Consider the following 17998-nt stretch of genomic DNA (forward strand, 5'->3'; position numbering starts at 1 on the left):
GACATATATCAATCAAAATACATATACTTGATATATATCAATCATATTTTCAACTTTGGTAAGTGTCAAGCAGAAGATCTACAGTATAAAGCATCCACAACCGTAAAGCGTAGACATGAATATGGATGTAATTGGATCAAGAATTTGGAGGATGATCTATATGTCGACATACCCGATTATTGTAATCACTGGTGCTACTAACGGTCTTGGACAATGGGTAGCAATTGAATTAGCCAAACGTGGGGCACATCTAGTCTTAACAGCCAGAAATGAAAAACGTGCTGAAACGACTAAAAATATTTTAAAAGATCTGGCGCCCAATACAAAGGTGGACTTTTTTTTCGGAGACCTGTCTCTTATGAAAGATGTCAAACGTATGGGGGATGAAATTAAAGCTAATTATCCAAAGATTGATGTATTAGTGAACAATGCTGGATTACATGGATTTGAACAGCGAATAACCTCAGAGGGTTTGGCAGAAATGATAGCCGTAAACTATCTTGCACCGTGGCTGTTAACACATACACTACTCAATTCACTCATGGAATCCACAAATGCTAGGATCGTCAATGTGGCTTCTGAAGCATCACGCAACCATGGTGAATTAAAATTACCGGAGGATTTAACAGATACATCTGCATTTAACGCAAGAGGTTCATCTAAAATATACGGAAAGACCAAGCTTCTTAATATCATGTTTACAGAAGAACTTGGACGCCAACTGGATGGAACTGGAATCGTAGTTAATGCACTTAATCCAGGCTTTAACGTTACCGGCCTTGGTCGCGAGTTAGGATTTTCTTCGATACTTGCAAAGATATTGAACGCTTTGCATATCGGAGACCCACGGAGAGGAGCGGACATCATTATTCGTTTAGCAACAGAATCCCAATATCAAGAAGTGACAGGCGGATATTTTAATGTCGGTACTGGTAAGCCGATTGTGCCGACATATCCTGGTGGGGATATCAAGATGCAACGCCTACTTTGGAGTACTACAACCGAATTGTTACGACAAAAAGGCGTTATGGAATGAAATAGAATCTAAAATCGAACAATCTAGCCTCCAACGAATGGTTCATTTTGTAAACTAAATCTCTCTTTTAACCGATAAATACATATGTTGGTTTTGTACTTAAATATCTCCTCTCATCTTTACATATTCAAGTACAAACGCGTATTTTTCCTAAAAGGGGGCTTTCTATGAACTATCTAGACGAGCATATACTTAGCCTCAAAGCTAAAATGGTGGATCAGAAGACAGCTAATAACGATAATGTGAAATCCATCCCAGCTCAAACTCAGAAATCGGAACAGGACGGTTCCAGGTTTGAAGAAACAAAGCTACTTCATATTGAAAATGATTATCTCACGTTGGAGCCCATTACAATACTACACGGAGAGATTGGTTTCTACATCCCCAAGTCCTTTACTCCTATGCCAATGGAGCAAGCTATAATCAAATATCCTTCAGAGCATCGACCAAAGGTCATTTATACCTCATCTGAGGAGACCATCAATATCACTTTTAATCCTACAAATACCGCTCTGGAAGCGGAAGAACTGCCCGATTTTGTAGAGCAAATGGCGGATATTCTACGGTCTGTACAACCGATTCGCAACTGGTTAGGTACCGAAATGGTCACCAACTGTTCCGGACTTTCAGTTGGACAGATTCGTTTTGTCGCGGCGGGGATCGACGGTAATCTATACAACGAAATGCTGCTCTTTATCCACAAAGGACGAGTTGTCATAGGTTCCTTTAGCTGTCTGGAGGCAGATCTCGAAGTCTGGTTACCTGTAGCGGAATACTGGGTTCAATCCCTTTCTGTCCTCCCCACCTCTGCCTATTCTACAAATGAGAAAGGAATGACTACACCATGAGTCTGGGATACGATCAAATTCAAATTCACCCTTATGAACAAATGGATCTAGAAGAGCTCACCTTAACGAAAAAAGTTAACGAGCATACTCGACTTTATTTTACAGGTGTTATCCCCGAAGACTTGCAAGACAGTTACGTGGAAACGACAGAAAAAAATACCATCATTGAAGTCAGCCAACAAGATGATTCTGGCGCAAACAAGCCGCTATTTAGTGGGATTGCCCTCTCGGTCGAGGTAAAAGTCGTGCGAGGTGTGTACTATCTGGAGGTGGAAGCCATTTCCCATACGTACCGGATGGACATGAAGCAGCGTACTCGTTCTTTTCAGTATACGAAAATGACGATTCCTCAAATGCTGGAGCACATAGGTAAGGACTATGAAGGGCTGGATGTGATCGACGGGGCTACTGGTGGAGAAGCCATCGGGCGGCTTGCCATTCAGTATCAGGAGACAGACTGGGCTTTTTTAAGACGCATAGCCTCCCGTTATCATACGAGTCTGATGCCTGTAGCCCGTTTTGACAGTCCCAAATTTTATTTTGGTATTGAGGACAGCCCTGCACAGGCGATACTGGATCATACCCGTTATACCGTACGTAAGCAATTGCTTCCTTTTCGTTATTTTCAGGAGAATGAACAGACCAAACTCAGTGAACATGATTTTATTTTTTATGAGGTAGAAACGGATGAGGTACTCGACTTGGGCGCTCAGTTGAATTTTCATGGGCATAACCTGTATGTGATGGAAGCCTACACCGCCATGAGTCAAGGACTGCTGCGGCATCAGTATGTGTTAGGTTCTTACCAGGGATTTCGGCAAAAAAGCTACTACCAGGATAAGCTGGCAGGAGCTTCATTAAGCGGTATTGTGCTGGACGTACGTCAGGATCAAGTGCGCATTCATCTGGATTGTGATGAACAACAGGACACTAACCAAGCACACTGGTTCAACTATTCTACCGTGTACAGTGGCGGTGGTCATACCGGTTGGTACGTCATGCCAGAAAAAGGCGATTCAGTTTCCCTCTATTTCCCCGGTAGTCGGGAAGAAGACGGCGTAGCAGGTAGTGCCGTGAGACGGGCAGATCGCAAGAGTACGCATAACCATTTTTCCAATCCGCAAATGAAAATATGGCGTACCCCGCATGGCAAGGAAATTCGGCTAGGACCGGATGAACTGGTCGTTACAGGTAAGGACGGCGCCATTTATATCAAACTGGACGATAAAGAAGGTATTCATATTGCGAGCAGCAAACAGGTGAATATTACGGCGGGAGGCAATCTCAGCCTATCTGCGGGGAAGACAATGAGCCTGTCCGCAGGTAGTCAGCTCCGTATGGATTGTAATGGCAGTCATATCGAATTAAGTGGGTCGGCAGACATGAAAGGCAGCGAAGTGAAGTCAAATTAAGGATGATTTGAAATGGAAAAGCAAACAGATGTGTTAGATCAGCAACAAGCGGCTCTTCATCAAGCTTGGTCTTTCATCCGCAAAGAATGGGCATTGAAATGTAAATCAACACAAACACAAAGATTACAGCATATAGTAGAACATTTTCGCGCCTTTTGTGAGCTGGTTCGGCAAAAACAACTCACAGGTCGTAAAGGTCATATTGGTTACATCACCTACTCTATGCTGCGCACCACATGGCTTGAACAGAAGCCCGTTTATCTTGTTGAAGCTACGGATGCCTTATGGATGCTTGATGCTGAGCCCGTTCAGTTGGAGTACGATGCAAGTTGGATTTTTCTCTATTGGACTCAATTACGTGAACAGCTTGGGGCTGAAACCTTGAAGCAGCAAGTCTCCCTTTCCGAACTTGAATTGGAACAGATCATGCTGAAAGCAGCGGGATATCTTCATACGATGATCGTTAGTCTGGTTCGTCAGGCTATGAAGCAAGCAGTCGACCTACCAGAGTTTGAGACGTTGGATCGTGAAGAAGCTTTTGAGATTCGCGTCGGAGAGTATATGGATCATAGTGTCTCCGTGTATCGGGAAGATCGGAGACCCATGGATGCAAACATAATAAAGTCTTGGCTGGAGGAAAAAGAAGAATCGGCCTACAGCTACCAAACACTGTCTCAAGTTCAACTATCGGATGGAGATTACAGCTCCTTGGATTTTCGCTATACAGTCTTTCGCCAGATCGGGATGCAACAAAGTCGATTGCATCACTGTATCCTCGTAGGCACGGTATGGCAAGAAGCTCAGCTAGATGGAACCGACTTTTCGCACAGCCTGCTTCACGGAGCCGATTTCAGTGGCTGTTCCCTGCAAGAGGCTGTACTGGACGAAGTTATAAGCAATAGCGAATATGGATCGGATGCTTGGCTGGATTGGGAACCGTTAGGATTGGATGGAGTGGATTTTACAAGAGCTAAATTACAGGGAGCTAGTTTTCAACATGCACAGCTTCAAGGAGCTGGTTTCCAAGATGCCGCGCTGCAAAGAGCTTTATTTAACGGCGCGGATCTAACAGGTGCCTGCTTTGTAGGAGCCGATGTTACTGACGCTTCGTTTATAGGTGCATGTTTAGTAAAAGCTAATTTTACAGGAGCAAAACTACACCGGGTAATCTTTACAGATGACCAACTAAGCCAAGCCATTGGCCTTGCTGCTATAGAAGCGCCACTGGCTACACAGATAACAGATGCAGTGAGTAAAGGGGAGTGGATGTCATGAGGTATTACCGACTCATGGTGGACGAGCGCGTAAAGCATCGGGTGGAGACTGCGCCCCTAGCTCCCTTGCAGGTGGAAGATATCCTTTCGGGTCATACCATTCAGACAGAGGACACTCCCCTATTTTTAGCAGTACATACAGATCCACGAACCGTATATCCGGATTTTCTGGAGTTCCCTTTGCCGCTGGTTTCAGACTCCATGAAAGCCCTGTTGGAAAAATATATGCCGGAGCTGGAATGGAAGGCCGCTATACTTACCGATTTTCAGCAAGCCAGGCAGGATGTGTACTGGGTACTGCGTCCACCTGTGGTGGACTGTCTTTCCTCACAAACCGAGTGGTATCCCGACCATACCTTGAAGCAGCTGGTACTTAAGTACGGGAAAATCGAACCGTCTATATTTCGGATTGCCGGCTTGTTGGAAGCACATGTCTATATCAATCTCGCGGTAGCGGAAAGTCTGCTGCGTCGTCCATTTACAGGTGTTCGTGTGCAAAAAGTGGAGATGGCCACAAAGGAGGAATAATCCGTATGGAAGAAGCAAGTGTACAGCCTGGAACAGGTGCGAAAAAAAGCTATGTCGTGGCAGGTGCGATTTTAAGCTGTAGTTACGGTACACAGCCTACGCGTTTGAAGCGCCCTTTTAGCCATGGGGTGTATGTTAAAAATAAGGCACAGATGAATATTGGAGATTATGTACCTGGAGTGAACATAAAATCTTTTGGGAATTGCTCCAGTCCGCTGAATCCGGCTGTGCAAGCCAGTGAGATGGTTGATATTTATGGAGTGAAAAAGGCTCCGTGTATTCCTGTCCTTACGATGCCTTGGTTGAACGGAAAAAGCGACATGCGCATCGAAGGCCAGCCTGCTCTTACGCAGAACTGTACGCATCAATGTCTTTATTGCGGGCACATACAGATCGAAAATGACGGTCAGGAGCTGGATTAATCAGGTGCAACCTACCCCTATAAAAACAAAATGCGCTGGTGAGAGAATGGCTATCTTCTCCACCAACGCATGATATAGTTTATCTTCAAATCGTTCGCTCTGCATCAAGTACCACAAAAGGTTCGGTAAGGACAGGTGGATTCCTCAGGCAATGTAGAGTAAATTTCCTGTTCGGTAGAGTAGGCATAAGGGTTCGAAAGAACTTCAAGAAGCTGCTCCATCACACGGTAGTCTTCTCGTTCCACCGCAGCTTCTAGTGCTTCTTCTACCCGGTGGTTGCGCGGAATGATTGCAGGATTACTGCTGCGCATCAGCTGACGCGAGGAGGCTTGTGATTCCTGCTGTCTGCCCAGCCTCGCCTGCCACTGCTCGTGCCACTGGGTGAATTCCGCAGTGCTGAACAGAACCGTATCCTCCAGCTTGTTCAAAGTTAGGGCACGGAAGGTATTGGTGTAGTCGGCACGATGCTTCTGCATGATACTCAGAAGCTCCTCAATAAGAGATTCATCCTCCTGCTCTTCGTTAAAGATCCCTAGCTTTGCCCGCATTCCTGCAAGCCAATGATGGTGAAACATTTTTACAAAATCTGAAATTGCATCCTCAGCCAGTGTGACAGCCTGCTCCCTGTTGTCATGCAGCAGTGGCAAGAGCGTCTCAGCAAATCTCGCGAGATTCCACGCAGCAATATGCGGCTGATTGGCATAAGCATAGCGTCCCTGCCTGTCGATGGAACTGAACACCGTCTCAGGATCATAGGTATCCATGAAGGCGCAAGGACCATAATCAATGGTTTCTCCGCTAAGGGTCATATTGTCGGTGTTCATCACCCCGTGAATAAAACCAACCAGCTGCCATTTGGCAATCAGCTCGGCTTGACGCTTAATCACTTCCTGAAGCAGTGAAAGGTAACGGTTTTCGTCATTGGCAACTTCCGGGTAGTGTCTTTCCAAGGTATAATCAGCCAGAGCACGGAGATCTTGGGACGTGCCCCATGCTGAGACGTATTGAAAGGTGCCGACGCGAAGATGACTGCCAGCCACACGGGTCAGAATGGCTCCGGGCTGCTCGGTTTCCCGGATGATCGACTCACCCGTGGATACCACCGCCAAGCTGCGGGTGGTAGCAATATCCAGCGCATGCATCGCCTCACTGATGATGTATTCGCGAAGCATCGGACCAAGTGCCGCACGGCCGTCACCACCACGGGAGTATGGCGTTCTGCCTGAGCCCTTGAGCTGAATATCAACCCGTTTACCCAAGGGAGTGATCTGTTCGCCAAGCAGCAGAGCACGACCGTCTCCTAACATGTTAAAATGCCCGAATTGATGCCCTGCGTAAGCTTGAGCAAGAGGTGCAGCTCCTTCTGGAACCTGGTTACCGGCCAGCTCCGCTACGCCATCATTCCTTTGCAGCGCTGTACCGTTCAACCCCAGTGATGCTGCCAACGGATGATTAAGTATAATCAGCTTGGGTGAGCGGACAGGAGTTAGGTTAAGCTTTGTAAACAATGATTCCGGCAAACGAGAATAACTGTTGTCGAAGTTCCACCCTATTTGATCTGCTATTTCTTTTTTCTCCGTCATAGTGTCTCCTTTTCTGCTGCGGTATCTTAGGTTTTCCCATTTTAGTTTTTACTTCTGCCCATTTATTATCCAATTATGAAACATGGAACATGCTTTTTTATTATAATCGATTATCAAACATTAATTGTATTTGAATACCGAACGGGTCTTCAATAATACCGTAGGCTTGGCTAAACACATTATTTGATAAAGGCACAATAATTTTCACTCGATCATCCGTAATTAAGCTATTATAAAAACGTTTAATTTCTTCTAAATCAGCACTTTGAATACATAATGAAGTGTTATTACCCACTGTATATTTTTCACTGATGTTCATTGTATCTTCTGCTATCATTACTTTTGATTTTCCGATGGATAAGACAGAATGAGAAATATAATTTTTATTTTCATCCGTAAGCTGTATGGAGCTGTCACGTTGGGCCATGTCTTGATACGTAACAAGAAACAATTCCTCTGCGTTGAAATGTTTTTTGTAAAAATGTATAGCTTCTTTTGCCTTTCCGTTCATGGATAAGAAAATAGCTACTTCTAATGTTGTACTCATGGTATCAATCTCCTTTTATTTGTGTAGATATCTTATGAATTTGATCTATTCCCTTGAACTTATTATCATATAGAAAGGTATCAAAACATGACACCTTTATAAGGAGATTTAGATGAAGAAATCAGAAAGATTAAATGACATGATCAGATACTTAAACAGTCGAGAGTTTTTTAATTTAAATGACCTAATGGATAAATACCATATCTCAAAAAGTACAGCTCTACGTGATATTAGTTCATTGGAACAATTAGGTATGCCTATTTTTTCGGAACATGGCAGACATGGACGATATGGTATCCTAAAAAATAGATTGTTATCCCCCATTATTTTTACGATGGATGAAGTGTATGCTCTGTACTTTGCAATGTTGACGTTAGAAGCTTATCAATCCACCCCCTTTCACTTAAGTGTTAATCAACTGAATGAAAAGTTTGAACACTGTCTTTCTAAAATACAAATAAACCAGATTCATAAAATGAAAAAGGTTCTACAATTTGAAATATATCAGCATAATCATGTTAGTCGCTATTTAGATAAAATTCTAACAAGCATTCTTAATGAGAGTACGTGTAAAGTTAAATATGTAAAAAATAATCAGAACAAAAGTTACTATGTTCAATTTTTCAAAATTTCTGCTAAGTTTGGCCAATGGTATGCTACTGGAATAGAGTTACATACGAATAAATATAGAGTTTTCAGATGTGATCGAATCACCTTTGTAGAAGAAGAGGAGAACAATTCTCGCTTTTCTATAGATGAACTCCTTAACCGTTCATTAGAAATGTATCAAACTGAGAAGAGCATTGACTTTGAAGTAGAGATTGTAGAACAAGCCAAGGATATTTTTTATAAAGAACATTATCCTTCTATGAAAATAGAAAATGGTGATAAGACAGTCATTAAGGGATTTTATAATCCTGGAGAAGAGGAGTTTATCGCTCAGTATTTGATGAGATATGGTCATTATGTACGATCAGTGAAGCCAGAATCTTTAAAACGGATTATTAAAGATAGAGTTGAGCACCTCTTACACCACTATCAAAAATTATAAGATCATCGAAGGTTTGTTCAAAATTTTCTCTACATTTTAGCAAGGAAAAGAAGGCTCACGCTCCTTTTCCTTGCTAACGATGACATTTGAATTATGGCTTCCGTTTGGCGATAACAGCATAGGATACCGTTCTTGTGAATCCAGTTGGATTCCATGCAGTAAATACCCATCTGTCTTCGGCTGCGGAATAATTATTGAGAAGAAACCCTTGTTCATTTCCAGAGAAAGTCCATGCACCGCTAATCAGATTGTAGGCGTTACCGTTAATCGTAGTGCTTCTAAAGCTATTAGGAGAAATAGTGATCGGAGCGAAAGTGAAGCGTGCGAATCCATCTCCAAGTTGAGTTACACGAATGGCTTTTTTAAGATTCATAACCACGTGACTTCTTTTCTTTAGCTTTCTTCCCAACTTTGCTTCCGCATTTTTAATTTTCATTAAGGTTGCCTTTCTCAAAGAAATCATCTCCTTAATTGTTCTACTTATAGTTAATGATGGGGTAGATACTTTTGAATGGACAAAATCCCCGGTAAATTAGCTTGATTTTCTGGAGGTGCTGAAACAAAAAGCCCTTCCTTAAAATAAAGGAGGGCTTGATACCGCTACTTCTCATTATTTTCCGTTCCTATACCGATTTTGTTAAGCCGATATGGGTGATCATGGTGTCATACGGATCTAATTCCATGGTTTGTTTGCCATATTCCGTTTCAATCGTCGTTCTTTGAAGTTGATCGCTATTGTTAATAACAACCAATATTTTACTTTCTGGATAATAAGCACACTCTGTATATAGGTTATCTGTAATGTACTTCGTTTCATGTAACTCATTGCCTGCAAACCGAATTATGTTCAGCAGCAACCTTGTGTTTTCCCAGCTGAATTCGAAAGAAGGAAGGTAGATCCCCTTTCCTTTACCAAAGGCATGAGTAGACAATGCTATCATACCACTCGTTTCCTCCACTACCGCAGCTGACCCATCAGTAAGATAAATGCTATTCTTTGGCGTTATACTGGCTCCTTCAGGCACCAAACCATGCTCATCCCTAACCTCATAAGTCCATTTTCCATGACCTACTCTGGAGCCTGTATCCTCATCCAGTCCAAGAACATGTGCCATTCTGAAAAAGCTGTCGTGGCCTTCGACCGCAGAGGGCTGGTTGATGCCAATAAAGGTACCACCCTCATAAACCCATTTCGTCAGTAAGTCCATACACTTGTTGTCATTCCAGTGCTCCCCACCACTCCATGCTGAACCAGCAGAGCCGGCATTGATCACTACATCACAATCCTGTAGAATTCCCTGACGGATATCTTCAAAATCAATGAATTGCACTTCAATCGGCAATCCGGATAAAGCTTCATTGACATGAATCAAATCATGCATATACGTTTCATGGAAATGGCCGGACAATGTCCACGATCTCAATTTTCCCCAGCTATGCAGAATAGCTACCTTCGTCTTCATGTGATAGGGTTTGCCTTCATGATGTAGTTCTTTAATTTCTCTGAACTCATTGGCAATCTTTTCGATATAATCACAAAAATCCGGGTAAGGCTCTACAAGGTGCAAATATCCGCCCAGTCCAATCCGGTCAATAGGCTCCCGCAGCAAGGCGCGCCGGATATTAATCCAATACTTTTTGGCATCCAGCGTGGGATTTCCCCCTTCCATAAAGGTAGGAAGCCCGCCTAAACCAACTGGAAATAAGTATGGATGCAGCCGAATCTCATGCGTATTCACTTTTACACCTGAACAGAGCCTCGCCTCGTATCCTGAGAATACACATTTAATCAACCCGTCAAATCCAAACTCTTGAAAACGGTCATTGTAAGGCTCCATGCCAACCCAACTGTCATCATAAAAAACATAGGCAAGCTTGTCGTGTCTATGCACAATGTCAATTAATTTCTTGCCAAATTCGATTACAAAATCATTGATAAATGCCATCCAATCCAGCTTGCGCTGCTCAGCCGGGATATGACTGACGCGGTATTTCCCGCCATTCACAAAATCCTCGGCAGTCATCGAATACCCGTATTTCTTGGCAAACAGATCAAGCGCTCTTGAACTTACCGTAAAATCATATGAACCCCAGTCAGAGAACAGATGGCGATTGCGCTCATTACTGCCCCAGATCCAGGCGAAATTATAAAATAAGGAGGTAAACCGAACAACCGTGGTTTCCTTATGATGGAGACACCAATCTTCCATCCAATCCAGCAGATATTTTTGCGTTTCTGTATAGATGGGATCAATCTGCATCAAGTGCTCTTTGTCCCAATGATTCGTTGTGTGATTGTACATGGAAATCTCTTCCCAGATCCGGTAGGCCATAAAGCTTACCGTGTATTTATGCCAAGGAACAATTCCGGTAATGACCACATTTCCGGATTCCCTTTCATAATTCCACTGTTCTCTTGGAACTTCCTCCCCAGTCGTTCTATCAAAAACCTGCCAATAGTTAAACGCCTCTTTGGAATCATTAACTTTGAATTGTTCATCAAAAAAATCCTCCATCAAATAGATGGATACATAATCTTGTACAGCTACCTTCGGATTTGTAATTAAAAAACACTGCTGCAGCTTATCCAGATGGTGGGACGCCCACTCGTTATGATCTCTGATGATACAGATTGTCGAATATATGCCGTACCCAGCGTTAATAATCTCATCCGACAATTGCGTGCCGTCACTATCACGGATGACATCGGCACCCCACCGTTCAGCTAATTTTAGGGTCAGCGCCTCATAACCGGATTCTCCCGGTAGTGTGAAGGCCCCCGTGGCTTGTTTGGACAACTTGGTTCCCTCCTAATTCAACATATCAGACAGAAAAGCCAATGCCAGGCCTTGACCCCAGCCCTGAATCCAGTCTTTTGGAATATTCCGATACCCATCCCGATCTTTCATAACCGCTGTGCCGCCCGACACACCTAGTACCCGTCCGTCCTCGCTAATATGGTTCAAGATGCCGTCCAATGCCTTTTGCACGTATTTGGTATGCAGCGGATTGCCGTTATTGATCATGGCCGCCGCGATTCCGCAAGATGCAGACACTTCTTCGTAGGACTCCTCGTCATCCAGTACCGTCCGCCACAGGCCGTTCTCCGTTTGAACCCCCTTCAGTGCCGCCAGTTGATCCCGAAGCGAACACTCCACGTCCATGCACTGCGGATATAAATACCAGTCTTTCAAATAAATTTTAACTTGCGACATGGTATATGCTCCCCAAGCATTCGCTCTCCCCCAGAAAAATCCGGACATATGGTCTTGCTTGACATTATTGTAGCCATGGTACCAGAAACCGCTACTAGGGTCTTGCAGGTATTTGATATGCCAGTAATATTGGTTTAAGGCGTCCTGGATCATTTCCTCATCCTTTAATTTGGTTCCTACACGGAGCAGAAAAAATGCCGCCATAAACAACGTATCCGCCCATGCCTGTTCTGGAAAATCATTAGCAACGGATACCGTATGCTGCAAAACATGGTCTCCGAACCTGAGAGCATGGTTCCGAATATAATCCACCTTGCTCATCACAATATCCCAATATTTCTGGTCCCCTGTTTCTTCATACAATGTGATCAGCATATGGCCCATGGCACATGTGTTTACCGTCCAGTGCGGCAAACCCAGCTCGATATATTCATCCGCCCACTGCTTAAGCATATTCAAATAGTCTTTATTACCTGTTTTTGTATAAGCCGTGGATACACCATAATAAGCCACACCGCAAGGCCAGTCCCACGTCAAATCCATCGCCATTGTTTTTCTGACGACTTTGTCGATAACTTTTAATATCTCTTCCTTGTCACAATTCAATTGAAGCATCTTTATTCCCCTCTCCTAGCGCACACGCCCCCAAAGGCGCTTGAGAGCTGTTTGTCGCCGTTTTGAAAACGCTTTACTTACTCCATTGTACGCAGTAAAATAGTCTCCATCTAAGCATATTCGCAACAAAACTGCGCAATTCTAATCATTTATGTGAGGATTTTGCAAAAATCCAATAAGCGACTTCCAATAAACAATATATAGATCGAAATGGTCTAGTTCGTCTATATATTGCACCTTGGAGCGATTGGAATCGAATTTTACAAAATCCTGATGTATATCTGCTGGTTAAAATCAAAGTCATGGGGGTATTGAATATGCCCAGAAAAAAGAAGCCCGTTATAGAATATCGGCACTACAGCTTGCCTATAAATTTCCCTGTCTTGCTATTAAGCGGTGAGCGTTGGAAGATTTCAGATATTAAAAGTGAGCATCTCCATTTCCATAACCATTTGGAGATTGGTATATGCTATTCAGATAGCGGCATCATGGAGATCAAAGGAGAATCTGTACCCTTCAAAGCGGGCGATGTGACCTTCATTCCCAGGTATCTTCCTCATACCACGTATAGTTCGCCAAATACAGCCAGTCTTTGGTCTTATATCTTTTTTTCGCCAGAGGACCTCTTTCAACATTCATTTAAAAGTGCTTACAGCAACTTCGAGCCGAATTTGTGGGTGGTGAAGGGAATGAACTGTATATTGAATAAGGAGCAACATCCCAAGGTTTATACACTTGCGACTTCAATCGTAGAGGAATTAAAACAACAGAATCCTTACTATCAGGAAAGTGCCTACGGCTTATTGCTATCCCTTTACATAGAACTCCTTAGAATTCATTCCAGGAATGAACTGTTGGCAGATCAAGAAACAGAGCATAGCCTGAAAAGCGATTTTGTCATTTCTCCAGTTCTGGAGTACATCACTAAAAACTATATGAATCCCATTACCATGGATTTTTTGGCCGATCTGTGCCATTTAAGTACAACTCATTTCCGAAGAAAATTCCATGAAATTATGGGGACGTCGCCTCTCGATTTCCTAAACAGCACCCGAATCGAAGAGGCTTGCAAGCAGTTAAAAAGCACGGAGGATTCTATTCTTTCGATCTCCGAACAAGTCGGTTTTCATTCCATTTCCAGCTTCAACCGTTGCTTCTCCAGGCTTATGGGAAAGCCGCCAAAAGAATGGCGTAAAGGGGCACAATCCGAAGCGCAATCTGCGAAAGCGTCTATACTGGAGTTTACGGGGTGGGTTTAGCATAACAGCAGAAATAAACTCGATAAAACGAATTCAATATTCTGGATATCAAACTAGCCATTTTCTGCTTTATATGATTAATCACATTTTGCAATGTATCTAGAAAAGCATAAAATTCAAATCTTTTAACAACTCCATTCCAGCAAGCCCCGTTGTATAGCCATCTTTGACCTTGAAAATTAATTTATGTAATAGCCAAGTGCCTAAAAATAAACGTAATGATGAAATCGGTGAATCTCACAATATGACAACAGATGTTATATTATACTTTGGTTGAAGTTAAGCAAAGGAGATGCTTATAATGAATCAAGAACCAAATCAGCAATTAGGTGAGATTATTGAACAGTTCATACATTCATTTATAGCAGAAAATAATAACATTCGATCTCAAAAAGTAATCAACATTGCAGATGAGGATACGATAGCTCATTTAAAGGAAATTGGTTTTCCCAAAAAAGGAAGACCAGTAAAAGAGGTAGTCGATGAAATGAGGAAAAACGTCTATCCTCACCAAACCTTCATGCAACACCCTCGCTTTTTCGCATTGGTTCCTGGTCCAATGTCTCTTTACTCGTGGTTAGGAGATATCATGACCAGCGCCTATAATACCCATGCCGGAAGCTGGATGCTGAGTTCGAGCGCAAGCCTTTTAGAGGGGGAAGTGATCCGGTGGATGTGTGACCAGGCAGGATATCCCGATACTGCTGGGGGCTTATTTCTGTCGGGCGGATCTCTATCGAATTTGACCGCTTTAGCAGCTGCACGCAATGCAAAGTTATCCGAGCAGGAATATGCCATTGGAACTGCTTATGTTTCAGATCAAACTCATTCATCGGTCGCCAAAGGGTTACGCATCCTCGGATTCCGCAGTAATCAAATCAGGAAGGTTCCAAGTGATACAAATTTTCGTATGGATGTTTCAGCCTTAGAAAAAAAATTAATGGATGATCAAGCGGCTGGGATGAAGCCTTTTGCAATCATTGCCACGGCAGGCACAACCAATACGGGAAGCATTGACCCATTAAACGAAATTGCTGACCTATGTGAAAAACATAATATTTGGTTACACGTGGATGGAGCTTACGGTGCGTCGATTTTGGCTTCTTCGAAATATAAGTCTCTTTTGAGCGGGATATCGCGTTCAGATAGTATCACCTGGGATGCACACAAATGGCTAATGCAGACCTATTCCTGTAGTGTGGTTTTAGCCAAAGAAAAGCAGCACCTCGAAAATTGCTTCAGCACCCATCCAGAGTATTTGAAAGATGCCGAGACTGATGAAGAACATATGAATTATTGGGATCTGGGTCCTGAGTTAACCCGGCCTGCTCGAAGTTTGAAACTATGGGTGACACTGCAAGCTTTAGGAACGAATGCTGTCAGTGAAGTTATAGAGCATGGAGTTCAACTCGCAGAATGGGCTGAAGATGAAATCAAAAAACATAATCATTGGGAGATTGTATGCCCCGCACAGTTAGCGATTGTTAATTTTCGATATGCGCCAACTGGATTATCTGAGCAAGAATTAGATTCACTCAATAAAAGGATCTCCCAAGAAATGGTGGCGAATGGATATGCCGCTGTGCTTACGACACAACTCAATGGAAAAACTGTTCTCAGAATCTGTGCAATTCACCCAGACACTACGGAACATGAGATAAGAAATACAATTCAGCTTTTATCGAATATAGCAAGATCATTAAATGAGAAAAAAGTTTTTTTATGATGTTCAATTGTGAAAATGAAGTGCTACACTTTCTGTAAATAAGTGAAAATGCTCAGCATCACACAAATAAGAGGGGCACGCCGCCCCTCTTTACTGTTTTCCTGTACATCTTCCAAACTATTTGCCATTGTGCAATACAGTAACAATGAACAGCACTCAACCCTAAAACGACGTGCCCCCATCAATGGAAGTTGTTTATTTTCATAACGTACTACGCCGTAGTTCATAAAAATACTGCACACTGGGATGCTTTAACTTCATCTTCTCGGTCATGTTTAAAATTCGCTTTTTTCCTACTCGTCTGTCCACTAAAGCTAGAATATTCAATAAGATATCATTACTCTCTAAGCTGTCCTCTATAGAAGTAGTTAAAAACTTATTAGCTACAACATTAAAATTAGACTTGCTTAATGAGGCCTGTGCTGACAAAAGCTCCTTTGCATGCTCTGATATTTTTCTACCTCTTGCAATTACTTGTAGACGATTCTCCGGAACATTCCCATTAGTATCTTTTCTGACCGCTTCAATTTCTTCATTGCTGATAGGAACTTGGATATCTGGATCATTCTTGATTTCCAACTCCGTCTGATACCATTTGATTGGACTAGTGATATCATTCATATTGAGTATGTTCTTCTTATCTACAGTTATATAACAAATTCCAGATTTATCAGGCAAATAACGGTAACTGGTCGCTCGGTATTCGACCCTTCCGTCTAACGCAGGAGAGAGGAAGCTCTCCAGTTGTTGCTTCAATTTACTCCAGGACATATATCCTCCTATGTTTTCAATGCCTACTAACAGCCCGTCCCCCAACTTGGCAATTTAATTTCCACGTTCTTCTACCTCATCATGCTCCTTGCTTCCAAACTCATCAAGCAATGTACGCACTTCACTTGTTGATTTGGCGTTCATTAAGCTGTTTCTGAGTTCACTTGCCCCTCGGAATCCACGGACATATATTTTGAAGAAGCGGGCGAGAGGGCTGAACGAACGTGGCTCCTGCGCCGAATAATGATCATGGAGATCTAGATGAAGCCGCAGCAGTTCAAGCAATTCCTCACTGCTGTGTTCCTTCGGCTCCTTCTCAAACGCAAATGGATTCTGGAAAATACCACGCCCAATCATAATGCCATCCACTCCATATTGCTTAGCGAGCTTCAAGCCGGTCTGACGGTCCGGAATATCTCCGTTAATGGTCAGCAGTGTATCTGGTGCCACCTCATCACGAAGTTTCTTAATCTCCGGAATCAGTTCCCAGTGAGCGTCTACTTTGCTCATTTCCTCTCTTGTCCGCAGATGAATGGACAAATTCACAATGTCTTGTTTCAAAATATGGGTCAACCAGTCGCGCCATTCGTCTACGGTAGTGAAACCGAGCCTTGTTTTTACACTCACGGGCAGTCCCCCGGCTTTGGTGGCCTGAATGATATCCGCTGCGATTTCGGGACGGCAGATCAGGCCGCTTCCCTTCCCATTCTCGGCCACATTCGCTACGGGACAACCCATATTAATATCGATGCCTTTGAAGCCTTCTTTCGCCACACCGATGCTCATTTCACGGAAATATTCCGGCTTATCTCCCCAGATATGGGCCACCATGGGCTGTTCATCCTCTGTAAAAGTCAAACGCCCGCGTACACTTTTGTTCCCCTCCGGGTGACAATAACTCTCTGTATTCGCAAACTCCGTAAAAAACACATCCGGTCTGGCTGCTTCACTTACGACATGGCGAAACACAACATCCGTCACATCTTCCATCGGTGCCAGTATAAAAAAAGGTCGTGGCAAATCACGCCAAAAATTATTCGTCATATCAAAAACTCCTCTATAAATACCAGGACAAATCTTTGGTCCCAAAATGGTAAAGCTAACCTGTTCATGTCCTTGCTTCTTCTTCACATATAACATGTTTAAGCAACATAGTTCAAACGGCAGTATATGTTAAGCATAGACATCTAAATGAGTATATCATACCCAAGAGAGGAGCAGACTCCCCAAAAGACTCGCAAAAAAAGGAAGAGCGCCGCCCCTCCTTGCCATCTTCTATAACGTACTGCACCGCAGTTCATAGAAATACTGCACGGCATAACTTCCCCCCAGCTTACGCCGTTCCCAAGCGAATGGCTTAAAAAAAGAGCCGAGGAATACTATCCTTGACCCTTTTCGTCAATTTCTACACATAAATACCCAAGATTTTCAGCTGTTCATTGATTTTCGCTTCAAGTTCATCGATTTCTTGTTTATCTTGCTCTAATAGCTTATTTACTTCATCAAGGTCAATAACTTGTTCTTCTTCAAACGTATCCACGTAGCGAGGAATATTTAAGTTAAACTCATTTGCTTTGATTTCTTCAAGTGGTGCCACGTGAGCATATTTATCAACATCTACACGATTTCGGTACGTTTCGATAATCTTATTGATGTTTTTATCAGTAAGTTTGTTTTGATTTTTACCTTTTTCAAACGCCAATACACCTCA

The 17998-nt window shown here is 42.9% G+C and carries 17 protein-coding genes; 9 read left to right on the forward strand and 8 right to left on the reverse strand.

The features are described from left to right. Nucleotides 1-160 precede the first annotated feature (160 nt). The 6 genes from ACL9RM_RS19595 to ACL9RM_RS19620 all read left to right on the forward strand — a co-directional run bounded on the left by ACL9RM_RS19595 (nucleotide 161) and on the right by ACL9RM_RS19620 (nucleotide 5520). A complete protein-coding gene (locus ACL9RM_RS19595) occupies nucleotides 161-1036 on the forward strand; it encodes an SDR family NAD(P)-dependent oxidoreductase (protein ID WP_250267493.1) in 876 nt (291 codons plus the stop codon). Between the two features lie 167 nt (nucleotides 1037-1203). Next, nucleotides 1204-1884, forward strand: coding sequence for a hypothetical protein (locus ACL9RM_RS19600; RefSeq protein WP_250267492.1), 681 nt, complete (start codon nucleotides 1204-1206; stop codon nucleotides 1882-1884). Next, complete coding sequence (locus ACL9RM_RS19605; protein ID WP_250267491.1) at nucleotides 1881-3296, forward strand: phage baseplate assembly protein V; 1416 nt, start codon at nucleotides 1881-1883, stop codon at nucleotides 3294-3296. The genes ACL9RM_RS19600 and ACL9RM_RS19605 overlap by 4 nt, the downstream gene beginning before the upstream one ends. Before the next feature lie 12 nt (nucleotides 3297-3308). After that, on the forward strand, nucleotides 3309-4571 hold the full coding sequence (locus ACL9RM_RS19610) for a pentapeptide repeat-containing protein (protein ID WP_250267490.1): 1263 nt from the start codon (nucleotides 3309-3311) through the stop codon (nucleotides 4569-4571). Continuing rightward, nucleotides 4568-5098: a hypothetical protein gene (locus ACL9RM_RS19615; protein ID WP_196765479.1), complete on the forward strand. Its 531-nt coding sequence runs from the start codon at nucleotides 4568-4570 to the stop codon at nucleotides 5096-5098. Before ACL9RM_RS19610 ends, ACL9RM_RS19615 begins: the two co-directional genes overlap by 4 nt. 5 nt (nucleotides 5099-5103) lie before the next feature. After that, nucleotides 5104-5520: a DUF4280 domain-containing protein gene (locus ACL9RM_RS19620; RefSeq protein WP_013308879.1), complete on the forward strand. Its 417-nt coding sequence runs from the start codon at nucleotides 5104-5106 to the stop codon at nucleotides 5518-5520. A gap of 104 nt (nucleotides 5521-5624) precedes the next feature. On the opposite strand, the gene ACL9RM_RS19625 is transcribed toward ACL9RM_RS19620, so the two are convergent. Together ACL9RM_RS19625 and ACL9RM_RS19630 are read right to left on the reverse strand one after the other, a co-directional pair. Further along, nucleotides 5625-7103, reverse strand: a complete 1479-nt coding sequence (locus tag ACL9RM_RS19625) for a protein adenylyltransferase SelO (RefSeq protein WP_250267489.1) — start codon at nucleotides 7101-7103, stop codon at nucleotides 5625-5627. 100 nt (nucleotides 7104-7203) lie between these two features. Continuing rightward, nucleotides 7204-7650 carry a VOC family protein gene (locus tag ACL9RM_RS19630; protein ID WP_250267488.1) on the reverse strand — a complete coding sequence of 149 codons (447 nt, stop codon included), beginning with the start codon at nucleotides 7648-7650 and terminating at the stop codon, nucleotides 7204-7206. Nucleotides 7651-7762: 112 nt separating this feature from the next. Between ACL9RM_RS19630 and ACL9RM_RS19635 the strand changes: the two genes are divergently transcribed. After that, on the forward strand, nucleotides 7763-8701 hold the full coding sequence (locus ACL9RM_RS19635; protein WP_250267487.1) for a helix-turn-helix transcriptional regulator: 939 nt from the start codon (nucleotides 7763-7765) through the stop codon (nucleotides 8699-8701). Nucleotides 8702-8792: 91 nt separating this feature from the next. Here ACL9RM_RS19635 and ACL9RM_RS19640 read toward each other — a convergent pair whose 3' ends face one another. The 3 genes from ACL9RM_RS19640 to ACL9RM_RS19650 form a co-directional block, all read right to left on the reverse strand. Then, entirely contained in the window at nucleotides 8793-9074 is a 282-nt protein-coding gene (locus tag ACL9RM_RS19640; protein WP_256026585.1) for a hypothetical protein, read from the reverse strand. A gap of 250 nt (nucleotides 9075-9324) precedes the next feature. Continuing rightward, a complete protein-coding gene (gnpA, locus tag ACL9RM_RS19645; protein ID WP_250267486.1) occupies nucleotides 9325-11499 on the reverse strand; it encodes a 1,3-beta-galactosyl-N-acetylhexosamine phosphorylase in 2175 nt (724 codons plus the stop codon). Nucleotides 11500-11511: 12 nt separating this feature from the next. After that, on the reverse strand, nucleotides 11512-12531 hold the full coding sequence (locus tag ACL9RM_RS19650; protein ID WP_250267485.1) for a glycoside hydrolase family 88/105 protein: 1020 nt from the start codon (nucleotides 12529-12531) through the stop codon (nucleotides 11512-11514). 317 nt (nucleotides 12532-12848) lie between these two features. On the opposite strand from ACL9RM_RS19650, the gene ACL9RM_RS19655 reads away from it, so the two are divergent. Both ACL9RM_RS19655 and ACL9RM_RS19660 read left to right on the forward strand, forming a co-directional pair. Then, complete coding sequence (locus ACL9RM_RS19655; RefSeq protein WP_023987100.1) at nucleotides 12849-13790, forward strand: AraC family transcriptional regulator; 942 nt, start codon at nucleotides 12849-12851, stop codon at nucleotides 13788-13790. A gap of 301 nt (nucleotides 13791-14091) precedes the next feature. Continuing rightward, a complete protein-coding gene (locus ACL9RM_RS19660; RefSeq protein WP_250267484.1) occupies nucleotides 14092-15516 on the forward strand; it encodes a pyridoxal phosphate-dependent decarboxylase family protein in 1425 nt (474 codons plus the stop codon). 201 nt (nucleotides 15517-15717) lie between these two features. Here the strand turns inward: ACL9RM_RS19660 and ACL9RM_RS19665 are convergent, their stop codons facing one another. The 3 genes from ACL9RM_RS19665 to ACL9RM_RS19675 all read right to left on the reverse strand — a co-directional run bounded on the left by ACL9RM_RS19665 (nucleotide 15718) and on the right by ACL9RM_RS19675 (nucleotide 17989). Continuing rightward, the gene (locus tag ACL9RM_RS19665) at nucleotides 15718-16287 is read right to left on the reverse strand and encodes an SF0329 family protein (protein ID WP_250267483.1); all 570 of its coding nucleotides are present in this window, start codon (nucleotides 16285-16287) and stop codon (nucleotides 15718-15720) included. Between the two features lie 54 nt (nucleotides 16288-16341). Then, nucleotides 16342-17331 carry a tRNA dihydrouridine synthase gene (locus ACL9RM_RS19670; protein ID WP_250267482.1) on the reverse strand — a complete coding sequence of 330 codons (990 nt, stop codon included), beginning with the start codon at nucleotides 17329-17331 and terminating at the stop codon, nucleotides 16342-16344. A gap of 361 nt (nucleotides 17332-17692) precedes the next feature. Then, entirely contained in the window at nucleotides 17693-17989 is a 297-nt protein-coding gene (locus ACL9RM_RS19675) for an N-6 DNA methylase (protein ID WP_250267481.1), read from the reverse strand. Nucleotides 17990-17998 lie beyond the last annotated feature (9 nt).

Origin of the sequence: Paenibacillus sp. S29 (assembly GCF_049319765.1) — a bacterium.
GTDB classification, from domain to species: Bacteria; Bacillota; Bacilli; order Paenibacillales; family Paenibacillaceae; genus Paenibacillus; species Paenibacillus polymyxa_B.

Coding starts and splice junctions, on each gene's coding strand:
- ACL9RM_RS19595 (WP_250267493.1), top strand. CDS start 161: ATGTCGACATACCCGATTATTGTAATCACTGGTGCTACTAACGGTCTT.
- ACL9RM_RS19600 (WP_250267492.1), top strand. CDS start 1,204: ATGAACTATCTAGACGAGCATATACTTAGCCTCAAAGCTAAAATGGTG.
- ACL9RM_RS19605 (WP_250267491.1), top strand. CDS start 1,881: ATGAGTCTGGGATACGATCAAATTCAAATTCACCCTTATGAACAAATG.
- ACL9RM_RS19610 (WP_250267490.1), top strand. CDS start 3,309: ATGGAAAAGCAAACAGATGTGTTAGATCAGCAACAAGCGGCTCTTCAT.
- ACL9RM_RS19615 (WP_196765479.1), top strand. CDS start 4,568: ATGAGGTATTACCGACTCATGGTGGACGAGCGCGTAAAGCATCGGGTG.
- ACL9RM_RS19620 (WP_013308879.1), top strand. CDS start 5,104: ATGGAAGAAGCAAGTGTACAGCCTGGAACAGGTGCGAAAAAAAGCTAT.
- ACL9RM_RS19625 (WP_250267489.1), bottom strand. CDS start 7,103: ATGACGGAGAAAAAAGAAATAGCAGATCAAATAGGGTGGAACTTCGAC.
- ACL9RM_RS19630 (WP_250267488.1), bottom strand. CDS start 7,650: ATGAGTACAACATTAGAAGTAGCTATTTTCTTATCCATGAACGGAAAG.
- ACL9RM_RS19635 (WP_250267487.1), top strand. CDS start 7,763: ATGAAGAAATCAGAAAGATTAAATGACATGATCAGATACTTAAACAGT.
- ACL9RM_RS19640 (WP_256026585.1), bottom strand. CDS start 9,074: ATGAATCTTAAAAAAGCCATTCGTGTAACTCAACTTGGAGATGGATTC.
- ACL9RM_RS19650 (WP_250267485.1), bottom strand. CDS start 12,531: ATGCTTCAATTGAATTGTGACAAGGAAGAGATATTAAAAGTTATCGAC.
- ACL9RM_RS19655 (WP_023987100.1), top strand. CDS start 12,849: ATGCCCAGAAAAAAGAAGCCCGTTATAGAATATCGGCACTACAGCTTG.
- ACL9RM_RS19660 (WP_250267484.1), top strand. CDS start 14,092: ATGAATCAAGAACCAAATCAGCAATTAGGTGAGATTATTGAACAGTTC.
- ACL9RM_RS19665 (WP_250267483.1), bottom strand. CDS start 16,287: ATGTCCTGGAGTAAATTGAAGCAACAACTGGAGAGCTTCCTCTCTCCT.
- ACL9RM_RS19670 (WP_250267482.1), bottom strand. CDS start 17,331: ATGACGAATAATTTTTGGCGTGATTTGCCACGACCTTTTTTTATACTG.